This window comes from Clostridium punense (genome assembly GCF_017874425.1).
GTDB classification, from domain to species: domain Bacteria; phylum Bacillota; class Clostridia; order Clostridiales; family Clostridiaceae; genus Clostridium_J; species Clostridium_J punense.
Window position 1 is genome coordinate 93,668 of the sequence record NZ_JAGGLL010000007.1, and the last position, 16,178, is coordinate 109,845.

Below are 16,178 nucleotides of genomic sequence, written 5' to 3' on the forward strand. Positions count from 1 at the left end.
AAATATGTTTGATACTAAAGAATTAAGAGAAAACATAGAAAGAATTCTTAAAACAGATTACGGCAAAACCTTAGCTAAAGCTCAAACTCATGAGAAGTATAATGCCCTTTCTAAAGCCATAATGGGAACAATTGTTGATAACTGGGATGAAACAGAGAAGGCTTACTCTACTGGAAAAGCAGCTTATTATCTCTCTGCTGAGTTTTTAATGGGAAGAGCATTGGGTAACAACCTGTTGAACTTAGGAATTTATGAAGAAATAAAAGAACTATTAAAAAAAATGGATATAAATATCAACGATCTTGAAGAAATTGAAGAAGATGCTGGTCTTGGAAATGGCGGACTTGGAAGACTGGCAGCTTGTTTTATGGAATCCTGCGGTACTTTAAATTTACCTGTAAGAGGTTATGGCATAAGATATAGTCATGGTTTATTTAAGCAAAGCTTCAAAGATGGGTTTCAAAGGGAAGAAGGGGACAACTGGCTTAAATATGGAGATCCCTGGTCTATAAGAAAAGAAGATGAGGCTGTAATTGTTGAGTTTGCAGATGAAAAGGTTAGGGCAATACCCTATGATACACCAATTATTGGATATGCTACAAGAAATATAAATACTCTTAGATTATGGAAAGCAGAAAGCTTTAAGGACTTTGATTTTAATCTTTTTAATGACCAAAAATATAATGAAGCTGTAGAGGACAAAAATAAGGCTGAAGATATCTCAAGAGTATTATATCCTAATGATTCCACAGAAGAGGGGAAAATACTAAGATTAAAGCAGCAGTACTTTTTTGTATCTGCTTCCCTAAAAGATATAATTAGACAGTATAAGAAAAACCACGGTATAGATTTTAATAAGTTTCCAGAGTTCCACGCAATTCAATTAAATGATACCCACCCAGTAGTAGCCATACCAGAGCTAATGAGACTATTAGTAGATGAAGAAAATATCACCTGGGAAATAGCTTGGGATATTACAGTAAAAACATTCTCCTATACTAATCATACTATTTTAGCAGAGGCCTTAGAACAATGGTGGAATGGACTTTACAAAAAGGTTCTTCCAAGGGTATATGAAATTATAGAGGATATTGATAGAAGATTTATTATGGAGCTTTTACAAAAAGGCTACGATTCAGAAAAGATAAACTCCATGGCTATTATTTATAAGGATATGATTCGTATGGCTTTCCTTGCTATTCATGGAACTCATACTACTAATGGAGTAGCACAGCTTCACACAGATATATTGAAATTCCAAGAGCTTAGGGATTGGTATGACATTTATCCAAATAGATTTCAAAATAAAACTAATGGAATTACCCCAAGAAGATGGCTTGCGCTTTGTAATAAGGAATTATCTCAAATGATTACAGCTCTTCTTGGAACTGATAAGTGGATTAATGAGTTAACCTTACTTAAGGAATTAGAAAAGTATTTAGAGGATGAGCAGGTGCTAAATAAGATTTTAGAAGTAAAGTCTGAGAAAAAACATCAACTAGCTGAATATATAAAGATTCATGAAGGTGTAGAAATAAATCCTAATTCCTTGTTTGATATTCAAATTAAAAGACTTCATGAATACAAAAGGCAGCTTTTAAATGCTTTTGGAATTTTAGATTTATATTTTAGACTAAAAGAAAACCCAGAAATGGATATAGTGCCTAGAACCTTTATTTTCGGAGCCAAAGCAGCTCCAGGATATATAAGAGCTAAAGGGATAATAAAGTTTATAAATGAAATAGGAACACTAATTGGTAATGACCCTCAAGTTAAGGATAAAATTAAAGTGGTTTTTGTTCAAAACTATAGAGTATCCTATGGCGAAAGGTTATTTCCAGCAGCAGATATTTCCGAGCAAATTTCTACAGCTGGTAAAGAAGCTTCAGGTACAGGAAATATGAAGTTTATGTTAAATGGAACTCCAACTTTAGGAACCTTTGATGGTGCTAATGTAGAAATTGTGCAAGAAGCAGGAGAAGAAAATAATTTTATTTTTGGTGCGAGAGTTGAAGAAATAGAAGAAATTAAGGAAAGCTATAATCCAAAAGAGTATTATGAAAGTAATCCAAGGTTAAAAAAGGTTGTAGATACTTTAATAGATGGAACCTTATCTGATGGGGGAACAGGAATGTTTGAAGAGCTTTATAACTCTCTTCTTGAAGGTGCCTCTTGGCATAAGCCAGATAACTACTTTATATTCAGAGATTTCATGGATTATGTAAAAACCCAAGAAAAAGTAGATAGGGATTATAGAGATAGAATTGCTTGGGCTAAGAAATGTTTAATGAATATAGCTAATGCTGGTAAGTTTAGCAGCGATAGAACTATCCAAGAGTATGCAAGAGAAATTTGGAATATAGAGCCAAAGAAAATTTAAAAAGCCAGATAAAACCCATTATATTTTAGGTACACAGGAGTTCTAATTACTTTAGTCCTGTGTACCTAGATTTTTGTAGAATAGATAAATTAAATGAATTATAATTATAATATATAGAATGCAATAAACATAGTGCATAGGTAGAGCTAAGTCTATTTTGCATTTTTTTAACATAAGCTGCCTAAAATTATAAAAAATATTACAACTTATATAATTAAGAGGCTTAGAATATTTGTACTAAAAGCAAAGCAGGGAGGACCACCATGTATATAGGGGTAGATTTAGGAGGAACAAATATTGCAGTTGGCTTAGTAGATGAAAACAGTGTTTTAAAATATCATAAGTCTACACCAACCAGAGCAGAACGAGGTTCAGAAGAAGTTATTAAAGATATCATTGGCCTAATTAATGAAACAATAAGAGATTATGGAATAAGTAAAGAGAATATTAAAGCTATTGGTATAGGTGTGCCTGGAATTGCTGACCCTACTTCAGGAGAGGTAATTTACTGTGTTAACTTAGGGTGGAATAACATACCTTTAAAGGAAACGCTTGAAACTGAGTTAAGCATTCCAGTGTTTGTAGACAATGATGCCACAGTAGCTGGACTTGCAGAGTATAAGATTGGAGCTATGAAGGATTGTGAAAGTGGAGTGTTCATAACCTTGGGTACTGGCGTTGGTGGAGGTATTGTTATTAATGGAAGGGTTAGATCAGGCTTTAATGGAGTAGGGGCTGAAATTGGTCATATGATAGTTGGAGAAAACTTTTATGATTGCAATTGTGGCCGTAATGGGTGTCTAGAAACCTTTGCTTCCTCAACTGCCTTAATTAAATACACAGAAAAATTAATTAATGAGGGCAAGGAAACTTCCATAGTTAGAAAGGTAAAGGGTAACTTAGAAGAAGTTAATGGGAAAGTAATATTTGAAGCTGCAATAGAAGGAGATTATGTAGCCAATAAAGCTGTGGATAGACTGGTAAAGTACTTAGCCATTGGTATTACCAATATCATAAATATCTTGGACCCAGAAACAATAGCACTTGGGGGAGGACTTTCTGGAGCAGGGGAGTTTCTTTTAAAAAAAGTTCAGAAGGAAGTTGAAGCAGTAAGGTATATGAAGATGATGCCTATTGGAAAGATAGTTCTTGCAACCCTTGGAAATGAAGCCGGAATTATTGGAGCTGCAGCTTTAGGAATGTAGGGTTAAAGGGAGCTCATTAAAAATTATTTTGGGAAGAGACTCCCAAATTTATAAATTTTAGTAATACTAACAACTATGACAATGTGAATGTTATAATAAAGTTTTATATTTATGATTCGTATTTTATTTTGATTGAACATTGCTAAGATTAATATTCATAAGCTGAATAAATATAATAAAACATATTACATTAATGTCTAAACATTAGATTAAATTATGCCCCTCCCAAAGTTATAAATTATGGGAGGGGTAAAGTCTTAGTAATATATTTTTATCTGGAAGCCCAAATTGATATAAATTCAGTGCTTAATTGAGGAATCCAATTAGTTAATTAAGCTTTATAATCTTCATTCCTTAAGGGCACATAGATAGATAAAATTAGTACTAGCTATAAAATTATAGAATTTTATAGCTAGTAACACCTAACTAAGGTTAATTTCCATTACTTAAGTTGCCACAAGTACCTCTGTTTACACCTTTCATACCAGCACCATTACCCATTCCTTTGCCAGCACCTCTTCTTTGTCCATTTTCTCCACCAATGTTGCCATTACCTTTTCCTTTTTCTCCTTCACCTGGAGTAGTGCAAGGAGCAGAGTTCTCTTCTATTCTAGCTTTTATGGCTTCACCTTGTTCTTTTGTTACTGAACCACTATTTATAGCTTCGTCAATAGATTTGATTTTTTCTTCAACCATAGTTGACTTAAACTCTTCAGCAGTAATTCCTTTTTCACTTACCAAATCATACATTGTTTTACCAGCAGCTCTGCCTTCAGTTATAGTAGTTTCTTCTATGCCAAACTTTTCTTTTAACAGGTTTGTCATAAAGTCATAGCCTTTTACACCAGTGATTCCTCTAAGGCCAGAACCTTGGCAAACTGCATAGTTACTATTAGAAGGAGTTGTTGTGTCTGAACTAGCATAAGCAGTAGCACAAGCTCCTAGGGCTAAGGTTAAGGTTAATACCATCATAAGATTTTTCTTTTTCATTTCAATTACCTCCATAAAATTTTATTATTTTATTATTTAATAAAATAAGTTTGTAAGATAACTAGATAAATACATAAGCTCTTATCTTAATAAATGACTTTACTAAAATTCTTTATTATAAAAATTTAATTGTAGAACTTATAAAATACTCTCTAATTAGTCCATATATAAATAATAGCTAGAAACTTTGATAATACTATGGGGTAATTGTGATAAATTTGTGAAATATGAGCTTGCTTAGGATACTTTTAACTTAATTATCTTCAAAAAGCTTTAAGGGAACCAATGAAGGTTCCACGTACAAGTTAAGTCCTCACTATAGTTCCCTAGATACAGATAATATTAAAAGTTTACAAGAGTTTAATCTAATAAATTAATCTTTATATACTAGAGATTCTTTGGGAATTAGGAAATAAAACTCAGTACCATTTTCTGTGGAACTAGTAACGCCATATTGAAAGCCATGAAGCTTTAAAATTTCACTGCAAATTGGAAGTCCAAGTCCCATACCACCACTTTGAGAATCTTTATAATACCTGTTCCAAATATCCTTTAAATTATCTGATTGAATACCTATACCATAGTCAATAACTGAAATCTTTATATGATTGATTTCATCAGTGGATAGAATGTTAATCTTACTATTTTCCTTACTAAACTTAATTGCATTATCAATAAAATTATATAGAACTCTTTCTAAATGTTTTTTATCTACGTTAACCCATAGTGGTAAAGAACTACAATTTATTGAAAGCTTCTTTTTAGAGACCATAGGCTGAAACTTTGCTATGGTTTCCTCTAATAACGTAGGCAAATGGGTTAGCTCTTTATTGAGAACAAAAGCTCCTTGCTGGAATTTAGAAAGATGAAGTAAGTCTACTACTAAATTATTAAGTCTATCTACTTCCTTAATTATTTCAAGGGAGTACTTCCTTTGATTTTCTTCAGTTAGCAAACCATCATAAATAGCTTCACTATAGCTTCTAATTACACTAAGAGGGGTTTTAAAATCATGGGATACGTTAGCAACAAAATCTCTTTGAAGGGTATCTTTTCTCTTAAGTTCTAAAGCCATCTTTTCAACACTACAGGCTAAAGCTTCAATTTCATCCTTACTACTTATGCTTAATTTTAAATCAAAATTTCCTTTTGATATTTCACCAGCCGCATTTTCTAATTGTAAAATGGGTTTAGTGAACTTTTTTCCCAAATATGAAATAAGAGGGAGAGATAATAAAAGGGCTAAAACAAAAATTACAAGTAATATTATATAAACACCCTTTAAATAATCAGAAGAGTACTTATTATTTTGAAAAACTACTATATCTCCTAAAGGGGTTTCTAGTCTAAAATAGAGAAATTCAGCCCCCATAGAGTTCTTAAACTTTCCCTTCCTACTAAAATCTCCAGCAGTTAGATTTTGAAGGAAGGGCATCATTCCCATTTTGCCATGTGTTAAAGAGGTTACTTTTTCATCTTTAATTAAAAGAACACTTACCTCAATATCAGTTAAAGGTTCAGAAGAATTTATTCTTTCATAAACATCTTTTGCTGAGTTTTCTAAATGCCTATATTGCTCATACATATAAAATTTTGATAAAAATATGCTACTTCCAAGAAAACAAAGAACTATAACAAAGGATATTATGCCTAAAAAATACTTAGATAGCTTAAAGGTAATTTTATTCATAGTTAATCTCCATAAACTTATTTATTATATACTAAGTTAATCTTAAAAAGGTACTAATTATTTTTCCAATCCATTTTATAACCTACTCCCCATACAGTAGATAAATAGTCTTCACAAAACTTAATTTTTTCTCTTAACTTTTTCACATGGGTATCTACAGTTCTAGAATCGCCAGCATAATCATAGCCCCATACTAAATTAAGAAGTTGTTCTCTATTAAAAACCTGACCTAAATTTTTACAAAGAAATACTAATAAATCAAATTCTTTAGGAGTGAGAATTACAGCCTCACTATTTTCTATAACCTCCCTTTTATCCTCTACTATGGTCAGGTTAGAGAAGGTTAATCCCTTATTGGTCTTTAGTTTGCTATTCATTCTAAGATTAACTCTTAATACTAGTTCCCTCATGCTTAAGGGTTTTACCATGTAATCATCAGCACCTAATTCTAGTCCAAAGATTCTATCATCCTCTTCGCCTCTAGCTGTGGTCATTATAACTGGTGTGCTACCTAGTGATTTAATCCTTCTTAAAAGGGCCCAACCATCTTTGTTAGGAAGCATTACATCTAAAATAATTAAATCAAAAGTTTCGGTATTAATCATATCTTCAGCTTTTTTTCCATCAGAAACACAGGTAACCTGGTAATTTTCTTTTTCAAGATATAAGGTCATTACTTCGCAAAGCTTAACTTCATCTTCAATAACTAATATTTTACCTTTCATTGGTCAACTCCTTAGAGAAATTTTTTTTATATTAATATATCATAATAATATAATATATTAGAAGAAATATCTATAACCAAAACCGGAAAATTAAATATTAACCTTATTAGAAGCCTTCAGTAGCTTTATCAAACATTTTTATGTTATAGAGTTTGAAAAAATTTAAACTATTCTTAAGTTCATATATTTTAATAAATATGTAAATTCTATGGTTAATAGGAATCTTACTAACCATGCATTCCTATGTAAGTCACAGCACCAATAAGAAACAATAGAAAGGAAAATAGAAGCCAAGAAGTAAATAATACTTAAAATTCACATTGGTTGCTTTAAGATATTAGGAGTATAATTAACTAAATCCTAACTAAAAAGCCAATAAAAAATACAAGTATATCTCATGGAACCATACATTAATAAACAAGTATAAATAGCTATAGCTTTCAGTTATAAAGTTGTCTAAATAAGCTAATATTATATATACAGAAATCATATAAATTTAATATTGGTACACATTAAAAAGTCACGGGATTTATAAAAAACATATAAATTTCATAAAGGAGATTACTATGAAAAGAGGAGTTGCAGAAAGAAACTTTAGGAAAATAAAAAACCAAGTTCATCAAATAAATGAAATCGTAAAAAATACAAAAACTAACTCCCTGTGGGAACATGAAGCTTCTGTAAGAAAAAAACTTAAACAATTAAAAGAATTTGAAAGTGCAGATTTAAGAGATTATGAATCAGTTTATGAAAGTTACTTAGAAATTTTAGAGTACATTTCTGAGAGACTCGTAAAAGACTATAATAGTAAAAACGATACTAAGTTTAACTTTAGGGATATTGTAGAAGATAACTATGAGGGGTATTTAAAGTCAGGAATAATTAGTGTTTTAATTTCTAATCATATTCCAAGGTTAGTTTCTAGTGAGTTTGATAGGGTGTTTCCTGAAAACCCTAAAGATGAATATAGAGAAGCTAGAAAAGTTAATAGAGAATTCTATCTTCATTTAGGAGAAACAAACACAGGTAAAACTTATAACGCTATGCAAAGGCTTAAGGATAGCGCTAAAGGGATATATTTATCCCCCTTAAGAATACTTGCCTTGGAAAATTATGAACGGCTAAATAATGAGGGTGTAAAGTGTAGTCTTTTAACTGGAGAAGAAGAAATCATAGTAGAAGGTGCCACTCACATATCCTGCACTATTGAGAAGTTAGATATTGAAGAACAGTATGACATAGCCATCATAGACGAAGTACAAATGATTGATGATGACCAACGTGGGGCTGGGTGGACTAGAGCCTTGCTAGGAGTAAAGAGCAGAGAAGTTCACGTTTGTGGATCGCTAAATGCTAAAAATATTATTACTAAAATTTTGGATGATTGTGGAGAGAGTTATGTATACAAAGAATACAAAAGACAAATTCCACTTCAATTGCAGCAGCAGAATTTTTCCTATAAAACCATTGATGAAGGTGATGCTTTAGTAGTTTTTTCTAAAAAAAGAGTTTTAGAACTTGCTTATGAATTTGCAGATTTGGGAATAAAAGCAAGCTTAATTTATGGTGACTTACCACCAGAGGTAAGAAGAAAACAGTATGAACAGTTTATAAGGAAGGAAACAAAAATACTTATTTGCACAGATGCTATTGGCATGGGAGTCAATCTCCCTATCAAAAGAATTGTTTTTATGGATATTAAGAAATTTGACGGCAATGAGTTTAGATTTTTAAATTCTCATGAAGTTAAGCAAATAGCTGGAAGAGCCGGAAGAAAAGGTATATATGAAGTAGGTTATGTAGCTACCGTTGGTGGAAATCAGGACTTCTTAGAAGAGCTGCTAAATTCGGAGGATAGAGAAATTAAAGAAGCAGTGATTGGTCCTAGTGAAGCTATACTGAAGGTAAAAAGTCTTTCCTTAAGAGAAAAACTTGCTCTTTGGAGTACCAGAGAAGAAAAAATGACGTTTTATAGAAAAATGGATGTTAACGAATATTTAATTATTTTAGATAATCTAAAAAGTTATAAGCTTCATGAAAGTGAACAATGGAAGCTTATAAGAATCCCTTTTGATGTGACTAACCCAAAACTACTAGAAGCCTTTTTATTCTATGTAGATGAGATATTTATTGGTAAGAGAGATAAATTATCTAAGCCAACTTATAAGTTCCCCGAATTGTATGAGTTTGAAGTGTATTATCAAAAGGTTAACTTATACTATAGCTTTTCAAAGATATTTAAACTTGATTTTGATGAGCAATGGGTGCAAGAGGAAAGACTTAAGATAAGTGAAGAAATAAATAAAATATTATTGGAAATATAATTGATAAACTTTTGAAGTTTTCAAATAAATTACCTCTTATAGATTTATGTTAATTGCAGAAACTAATAAACAGATACACAAATAATACAAATCACTTATAGTTTAGCTAATAATAACTAATCATAAAAATAGGAGGGATTAACATGGCAGAAAACAGATATAAAGAAAAGCATATGGCAATGCCAATTGAAAACTTTGCAACTGCACCACTTGCCAATAGGGAACATTTGCAACCACGAACAAGAGTGAACATACCTAGTAATAACGAGATAAGAAATGCAAAAGACTGGGTAGATGCTAATCAAAAGTAAAAACTTAGGCTTAAGGTGTTAAAACTTAATATATGGAGTTATGGTAAAGAAGTTTGATAAAAAATCAAACTTCTTTATTTTTGATTTTTAATATATTTATGTTTTAATTAAGTTTATATATTTATGATTAGGACTTTTCTTAGGCTATCATATATGAAGATTAATAATCATTAATGAATGTATATACTATGATTTATCTTTTAACTCACATTAATTTATACTCAAAATTATCTATAATACACAATTGTTTAGCCCTAAGGAAAGATATAATAAAAAACTTTTTCTATAGCGCTGCAAAGGATTTGGATTATTGGGGATAATTTCATGGAGAAAAAAGGATAAATGTAACTAATAAATATAAAGCCCTAAGCTTTATGATTAAACTAAAGCTTAGGACTCCAATAATGATTAATATCTTCACAAATATGTGTGAAGCAATATTACTTATTAATAACTAATACTGAATTTCAGCTAATCTTCTATAGGTATCGTATCTTTCACGAGCATGTTGTTCTGCTACATCATACATTTGATCAGCAATTTCAGGGAATACAGTTGCAAGAGAAGTGTAACGAATTTCACTTAAGATAAATTCTTTAAAGGACTTTGTTGGTTCCTTAGAATCTAAAGTAAACGGATTCTTTCCTTCATCTTTAAGCATTGGATTATATCTGTAAAGATGCCAGTATCCAGATTCTACAGCTTTTTTCTCTTGAGCAATACTTGTTCCCATGCCAGTTTTTATACCATGGTTAACACAAGGTGCATAAGCAATAATTAATGAAGGACCTTTATAAGCTTCTGCTTCAGCTATTGCTTTTATTGTATGGTTCATATTTGCACCCATTGAAATTTGAGTTACGTATACATAACCATAGCTCATAGCCATTAATCCTAAATCTTTCTTTCTAATTTTCTTACCTGCCGCTGCAAATTTAGCCACTGCAGCTGTAGGAGTAGCTTTTGAAGATTGACCTCCAGTATTAGAATAAACCTCTGTATCCATAACAAAGATATTTACATCATCACCAGTAGATAAAACTTGGTCAAGTCCTGAGAAGCCTATATCATAAGCCCAACCATCTCCGCCAATCATCCAATGAGACTTTTTAACAAGGTGATCTTTGTTTTCCATTATTTCTTTAAGAAGTGGGTCTTTTTCGTAGTCTACACTCTTCATAGCTTCAAGAATTTTTGAAGTTGCAGCCTTTGAAGCTTCTCCATCACTCATACCAGCTAACCATTCCTCAAAGGCTTCTTTAAGCATAGGTGATTGAGGATTATTTAGGGCTTCTTTTATTAACATAGCAAGTTTTTCTCTTAGTTGTTTTACTGCTAAATACATTCCATAGCCATATTCAGCATTATCCTCAAATAGAGAGTTACCCCAAGCAGGGCCTTTTCCACAGGCATTTGTAGAATAAGGTACAGAAGGTGCACTACCTCCCCAAATTGATGAACAACCTGTAGCATTGGCAATCATCATTCTATCTCCAAATAACTGAGTTAGAAGTTTAACATAAGGGGTTTCGCCACAACCTGGACATGCGCCACTGAATTCCATAAGTGGTCTAACAAACTGACTTCCCTTTAAGGTTTTCTTATCCATTATGTGATCTTTAGAGGTCACTGTTGTACCATATTCCCAGTTCTCAGATTCCATTTCTATTTCAAGAGGTGCAGGCTTCATTATTAAAGCTTTTCCAGGAGCAGGACAAATATCAGCACAGTTTCCGCAACCTGTACAATCAAGTGGACTTATTTGTATACGATAATGCAAGTCTTCAAAGCCTTTTCCAGTTGGTTTCTTAGTCTTAAAGGTATCCGGTGCTTTTTCCTTTTCTGTATCATCTAATAATAATGGTCTTATAACTGCATGAGGGCAGATATACGCACATTGGTTACATTGAATGCATTTATCAATTTGCCATTCTGGCACAGTAACAGCTATGCCACGCTTTTCATAAGAGGTAGTTCCTGTTGGGAATATACCGTCTTCCATTCCATTAAAGGCGCTAACAGGAAGTTCATCTCCCTCATGTCTTTCCATTGGTCTTTGTATATTTTTAACAAAGTCAGGTTCTTCTTTAATTGGCAAATTTTCATCTTCAGCATTGGTCCAAGCTTCAGGAACAGTAACCTTATGAAGTGCATTAACACCTTGGTCAATGGCATCTTTATTCATAGTAACAATCTTTTCGCCTTTTTTACCATAGGTTTTTTCCACTGAAGCTTTTAGTAAATCTAAAGCTTGTTCTACAGGTATAACATTGGCAAGCTTAAAGAAGGCAGATTGCATTATCATGTTAATTCTTCCACCAAGGCCAATTTTACCAGCTATTGATATAGCATCTATAGTATAGAAGTTAATATTGTTTTGAGCTATATATCTTCTTAAAGAAGAAGGTAATCTTGTTTCTAATTCACTATCACTCCAAGGACAGTTTAGAACAAACACACCATTTTTCTTTAAACCTTTTAGTAAATCAAAATTATAAACATAAGATGGATTATGGCAAGCTATATAGTCAGCTTTATATACTAAGTAAGGTGATCTTATTGGTTTTTTACCAAATCTTAAGTGAGATACGGTACTTCCACCAGATTTCTTACTATCATAAGAGAAGTATGCTTGAGCATAAAGATCTGTATTATCTCCAATAATTTTAATAGCAGATTTATTTGCTCCAACAGTTCCATCAGAACCTAATCCCCAGAACTTACAGCTAATTGTTCCTTCAGCTGAAGTTTCAATGATTTCCTCTTCAGGTAATGAAGTATTAGTAACATCATCAACAATTCCAATAGTAAATCCATTTTTAGGTCTTGGAGTATTTAAATTTTTATAAACAGCCAATATTTGTGATGGTCTAGTGTCCTTTGACCCTAAGCCGTATCTTCCACCAACAATTAGCGGCTTTTCTGTATGATGATAGAAAGCATTACAGATGTCTAGGTATAATGGTTCACCTAGGGCACCAGGTTCTTTTGTACGGTCTAATACAGCTATTTTCTTAACCGTTTTAGGAAGAACATTAAATAAATATGTAGGACAGAAAGGACGATATAAGTGAACTTTAATTAATCCAACTTTTTCTCCTTGCTTCATTAAATAATCTATAGTTTCTTCGATAGTATCGCATACTGAACCCATAGCAATAATTATATTTTCAGCATTTGGGTCTCCGTAATAATCAAAAGGATGATAAGATCTTCCGGTAATTTTTTCTATTTCCCTCATGTACCCCTCTACAATATCAGGAACTGCATCAAAAAATCTATTTGAAGACTCTCTTTGTTGGAAGTAGATATCAGGGTTTTGAGCTGTACCTCTTAATGTTGGATGTTCAGGGTTTAATGCTCTTTGTCTAAAAGCTTTTAGGGCATCTTGATCCACTAACTTAATTACATCTTCTGGATTAACTACTTCAATCTTTTGATACTCGTGAGAGGTTCTAAAGCCGTCGAAAAAGTGTATAAAAGGAACTCTAGCTTTTATTGCAGATAAATGGGCAACATTAGCCATATCCATTACTTCTTGAACATTTGACGCAGCTAAAAGGGCTACACCAGTTTGTCTAGTAGCCATTACGTCCTGATGATCACCGAAGATTGAAAGGGCATGAGCAGCAATAGCACGAGCACTTACGTGTAAAACTCCAGGCAAAAGTTCTCCTGCCATTCTGTAAAGGTTAGGTATCATTAATAACAAACCTTGAGAGGCTGTATAAGTAGTTGTAAGAGCGCCTCCAACTAAGGAACCATGCACAGAACCTGATGCACCAGCCTCAGATTGCATTTCCACAACCTTAACTGGTTGACCAAACATGTTTTTTCTACCATGAGCTGACCAATCATCTGTTAGCTCAGCCATGGGTGTTGAAGGTGTAATGGGATAGATGGCAGCTACTTCGGTAAAAGCATAGGAAGCTTCTGCAGCAGCTTGATTTCCATCCATGGTTTTCATAATCTTTGCCATTTATAAAAATCCTCCTCAAAATAAAATTAGCACCTACTAAAAAATCATAAACAGGTACCTTACAATTTGTCTTATCTATTCTATTATTTACTAGTTATATACACTCCATACATAAAATTTCAAAAATTACTTTTATGATATACAATTTAATATATTGTAAAAAATTAATATTTATTATAATCATCATTAAAACCTTTACAAAAATAAACAAATTAAGACAATTGTGATAAATTTGTGAAATATGAAATAATATGTTGAAATTTGTTGAATACTGGAAAATATTATGGTATATTATTGAAAATGAATAATTTATAGTTCTTAAAAAATAGTTTTATTATTGGGGGAATAAGAAATTTTATGTGTAATGAGTGTCCGGAAAATAACAAAGTAAGTGTAATTAAAAGGCTTTTAAAAGAATTAGATGAAAAAAGCAAAGACACCTTAAGCCATTGTTATAATGTAGTTAACTATGCTACTGGTTTTGCTAGATATATTCAATGTAGTCAAGAAGAAGTCGTTAACCTTCATTATGCTGCATTATTACACGATATAGGAAAACTTAAAATTCCTAGTGAAATATTAGATAAAGTTGAAAGATTAACTCAGGAAGAATATGAAATCATAAAAACTCATTCTTATTATGGATATGAAATAGTCCAACATACTGGAGTTTTTAGTGAAGAATTAGAACTAATACTCCATCATCACGAAAGAATAGATGGAAATGGATACCCTCATAAACTAGTGAATAATAATATCAGTAAATTATGCAAGATATTAAGTATTTGTGATTCTTTTGATGCAATGGTTAGTAAAAGAACTTATAAGGCAAGTATGACTATAGATGAAGCTATTAAAGAACTTGTAAATAATGTAGAAAAACAATTTGATAGGGAATTAGTGAATTTATTTGTTGCATTTATAAAAAACTTTGAATTAAAAGAAAATAATTATTATAGTAAAATAGATGCATTAAATAATGATTTAAATTTTTTACCAAGAACATTATAAAGATAAAGATAAAGATAAAGATAAAGTTAAATTAAAAAGCTGATTTCTGCGTTTAGCAGGAGTCAGCTTTTTAGGTTTGATTTACTATAATAGTTGATTTTAATAAATATACATGGTGCAATTAACTTAAAATTACATAAACTTAGTGTTTCTAACTAAATGAGTTATTAAAATTAATAATATAGGTTCAAATAATTTAAATAATTAAATTGAAGTTTCAGGAATTCATATTAATATTATTAATATGAATATTGATATAATTAATTAATAAGAGTTAAATAATAAATTATATTAATTTCATATTTACAAATAGAGATAAAAGGAATATAATGTAATTAAAGAGGTGTTATGGTAATGTACAAAGTGATAAGCAGATGCCCTGTGTGTAATGATAAGCTTAAAATTACTAGGTTAAAGTGTAGTAGCTGTAATACAATTATTGAAAATGAGTTTCAATTCTCAAAGTTCGATACATTGAATAATGAGCAGTTGGAATTTGTAGAAATCTTTTTAAAATGTAGGGGCAATATCAAAGATGTAGAAAAGGAACTAGGAATATCATATCCTACTGTAAGGTCTAAACTTGATGAAGTAATTCATACCTTAGGACTTAAAAATCATGATTCAAAAGACAATACAAAGGTTCTAGAACTACTTGACAAAGGTGAAATTACTGCAGAGGAAGCTATGGGAATGCTAAAAAATAAGTAAAATTTTATAACAATAAATAGGGGGTAAAAAATGAAAGAGGATGTATTAAAAGTATTAAAAATGATTGAAGAGGGAAAGGTTGATGCTGAAAGTGGTGCAAAATTGATTGAAGCTTTAGGGGAAAAGAAAATTGAAGAGAATGGTGTACTTCAAACAATTCAAGATCAGCGTAGCTATATTAATGATGAAAAGATGTTATATGTTCTTGTGGATTCCCATGATGGAGACAAGGTGAAAGTAAATGTTCCTATGAATTTTGTAAAGAGTATTTTAAGCGCAACGGGAAAGCTTCCAATTAAAGCCGAAGGTATAACTTCAAGTGTGGATATGGAAATTGTCAAGGAAGCAATAATGAATAATATTACTGGAAAAATAGTTGATATAGAAAGTCATAATGGGGATAAGGTTATTATAGAAATAAGATAAATTTTTATAAAGAGTTACTCTATTTAAATAGTAGTGCTTTGAGGTGAATTTATGAGGATTGAGATGAATATTAAATCAGGAAGAGGTTTTAAGCTATATGTGCCTATGTCTTTTGCTAGATTTGGAATGAGGATCGGTATATGGGGAGTCAGGAGGAGCAAAAATACCAATGAAGAAGTTAAGAAATATTTAAATATTATTGATGAAAGAGTAATTTCTCAAGCTTTAAGAGAACTAAGTAATAAATATAAAGGGTTAGATTTGGTGCATATACAATCAAAAGGGGGAGAAGTAATAAAAATTACGGTATAAAACTATAGTCTTATATAAGTATTATCCCTACTATCTTAGAACTAGAAAGTGGGGATTGATTTAGTGGAATGTAATATATAGGGGAGGTGTAAAAACTGGACAACGTATTTTGAT

The 16,178-nt window shown here is 31.5% G+C and carries 12 protein-coding genes; 8 read left to right on the forward strand and 4 right to left on the reverse strand.

Features of this window, described 5'->3' with window-relative positions:
* The first annotated feature begins 4 nt into the window (after positions 1-4).
* Both J2Z44_RS05940 and J2Z44_RS05945 read left to right on the forward strand, forming a co-directional pair.
* Positions 5-2,380 carry a glycogen/starch/alpha-glucan phosphorylase gene (locus J2Z44_RS05940; protein ID WP_209649412.1) on the forward strand — a complete coding sequence of 792 codons (2,376 nt, stop codon included), beginning with the start codon at positions 5-7 and terminating at the stop codon, positions 2,378-2,380.
* Between the two features lie 263 nt (positions 2,381-2,643).
* Entirely contained in the window at positions 2,644-3,585 is a 942-nt protein-coding gene (locus J2Z44_RS05945) for an ROK family protein (RefSeq protein WP_021282491.1), read from the forward strand.
* 432 nt (positions 3,586-4,017) lie between these two features.
* Here J2Z44_RS05945 and J2Z44_RS05950 read toward each other — a convergent pair whose 3' ends face one another.
* From J2Z44_RS05950 to J2Z44_RS05960, 3 genes are all read right to left on the reverse strand, one after another.
* A complete protein-coding gene (locus J2Z44_RS05950) occupies positions 4,018-4,575 on the reverse strand; it encodes a hypothetical protein (protein WP_021282490.1) in 558 nt (185 codons plus the stop codon).
* 373 nt (positions 4,576-4,948) lie between these two features.
* A complete protein-coding gene (locus tag J2Z44_RS05955) occupies positions 4,949-6,265 on the reverse strand; it encodes a sensor histidine kinase (protein WP_021282489.1) in 1,317 nt (438 codons plus the stop codon).
* A gap of 53 nt (positions 6,266-6,318) precedes the next feature.
* Positions 6,319-6,990 (reverse strand): response regulator transcription factor, encoded by a 672-nt coding sequence (locus tag J2Z44_RS05960; RefSeq protein ID WP_021282488.1) that lies wholly within the window; start codon positions 6,988-6,990, stop codon positions 6,319-6,321.
* 566 nt (positions 6,991-7,556) lie between these two features.
* Here J2Z44_RS05960 and J2Z44_RS05965 point away from each other — a divergent pair.
* Positions 7,557-9,314 carry a helicase-related protein gene (locus J2Z44_RS05965; protein ID WP_021282487.1) on the forward strand — a complete coding sequence of 586 codons (1,758 nt, stop codon included), beginning with the start codon at positions 7,557-7,559 and terminating at the stop codon, positions 9,312-9,314.
* A gap of 143 nt (positions 9,315-9,457) precedes the next feature.
* Complete coding sequence (locus J2Z44_RS05970) at positions 9,458-9,625, forward strand: CDIF630_02480 family spore surface protein (protein ID WP_021282486.1); 168 nt, start codon at positions 9,458-9,460, stop codon at positions 9,623-9,625.
* A 454-nt stretch (positions 9,626-10,079) separates the two neighbouring features.
* Here the strand turns inward: J2Z44_RS05970 and nifJ are convergent, their stop codons facing one another.
* Complete coding sequence (gene nifJ, locus J2Z44_RS05975) at positions 10,080-13,604, reverse strand: pyruvate:ferredoxin (flavodoxin) oxidoreductase (RefSeq protein ID WP_021282485.1); 3,525 nt, start codon at positions 13,602-13,604, stop codon at positions 10,080-10,082.
* A gap of 357 nt (positions 13,605-13,961) precedes the next feature.
* On the opposite strand from nifJ, the gene J2Z44_RS05980 reads away from it, so the two are divergent.
* From J2Z44_RS05980 to J2Z44_RS05995, 4 genes are all read left to right on the forward strand, one after another.
* Complete coding sequence (locus J2Z44_RS05980; RefSeq protein WP_021282484.1) at positions 13,962-14,615, forward strand: HD-GYP domain-containing protein; 654 nt, start codon at positions 13,962-13,964, stop codon at positions 14,613-14,615.
* Between the two features lie 354 nt (positions 14,616-14,969).
* Complete coding sequence (locus J2Z44_RS05985) at positions 14,970-15,326, forward strand: DUF2089 domain-containing protein (protein WP_031271136.1); 357 nt, start codon at positions 14,970-14,972, stop codon at positions 15,324-15,326.
* 30 nt (positions 15,327-15,356) lie between these two features.
* Positions 15,357-15,752 carry an SHOCT-like domain-containing protein gene (locus J2Z44_RS05990; protein ID WP_021282482.1) on the forward strand — a complete coding sequence of 132 codons (396 nt, stop codon included), beginning with the start codon at positions 15,357-15,359 and terminating at the stop codon, positions 15,750-15,752.
* A 51-nt stretch (positions 15,753-15,803) separates the two neighbouring features.
* Entirely contained in the window at positions 15,804-16,064 is a 261-nt protein-coding gene (locus J2Z44_RS05995) for a hypothetical protein (RefSeq protein WP_152513229.1), read from the forward strand.
* The last annotated feature ends 114 nt before the right edge of the window (positions 16,065-16,178 follow it).

Coding starts and splice junctions, on each gene's coding strand:
- J2Z44_RS05940 (WP_209649412.1), top strand. CDS start 5: ATGTTTGATACTAAAGAATTAAGAGAAAACATAGAAAGAATTCTTAAA.
- J2Z44_RS05945 (WP_021282491.1), top strand. CDS start 2,644: ATGTATATAGGGGTAGATTTAGGAGGAACAAATATTGCAGTTGGCTTA.
- J2Z44_RS05950 (WP_021282490.1), bottom strand. CDS start 4,575: ATGAAAAAGAAAAATCTTATGATGGTATTAACCTTAACCTTAGCCCTA.
- J2Z44_RS05955 (WP_021282489.1), bottom strand. CDS start 6,265: ATGAATAAAATTACCTTTAAGCTATCTAAGTATTTTTTAGGCATAATA.
- J2Z44_RS05960 (WP_021282488.1), bottom strand. CDS start 6,990: ATGAAAGGTAAAATATTAGTTATTGAAGATGAAGTTAAGCTTTGCGAA.
- J2Z44_RS05965 (WP_021282487.1), top strand. CDS start 7,557: ATGAAAAGAGGAGTTGCAGAAAGAAACTTTAGGAAAATAAAAAACCAA.
- J2Z44_RS05970 (WP_021282486.1), top strand. CDS start 9,458: ATGGCAGAAAACAGATATAAAGAAAAGCATATGGCAATGCCAATTGAA.
- nifJ (WP_021282485.1), bottom strand. CDS start 13,604: ATGGCAAAGATTATGAAAACCATGGATGGAAATCAAGCTGCTGCAGAA.
- J2Z44_RS05980 (WP_021282484.1), top strand. CDS start 13,962: ATGTGTAATGAGTGTCCGGAAAATAACAAAGTAAGTGTAATTAAAAGG.
- J2Z44_RS05985 (WP_031271136.1), top strand. CDS start 14,970: ATGTACAAAGTGATAAGCAGATGCCCTGTGTGTAATGATAAGCTTAAA.
- J2Z44_RS05990 (WP_021282482.1), top strand. CDS start 15,357: ATGAAAGAGGATGTATTAAAAGTATTAAAAATGATTGAAGAGGGAAAG.
- J2Z44_RS05995 (WP_152513229.1), top strand. CDS start 15,804: ATGAGGATTGAGATGAATATTAAATCAGGAAGAGGTTTTAAGCTATAT.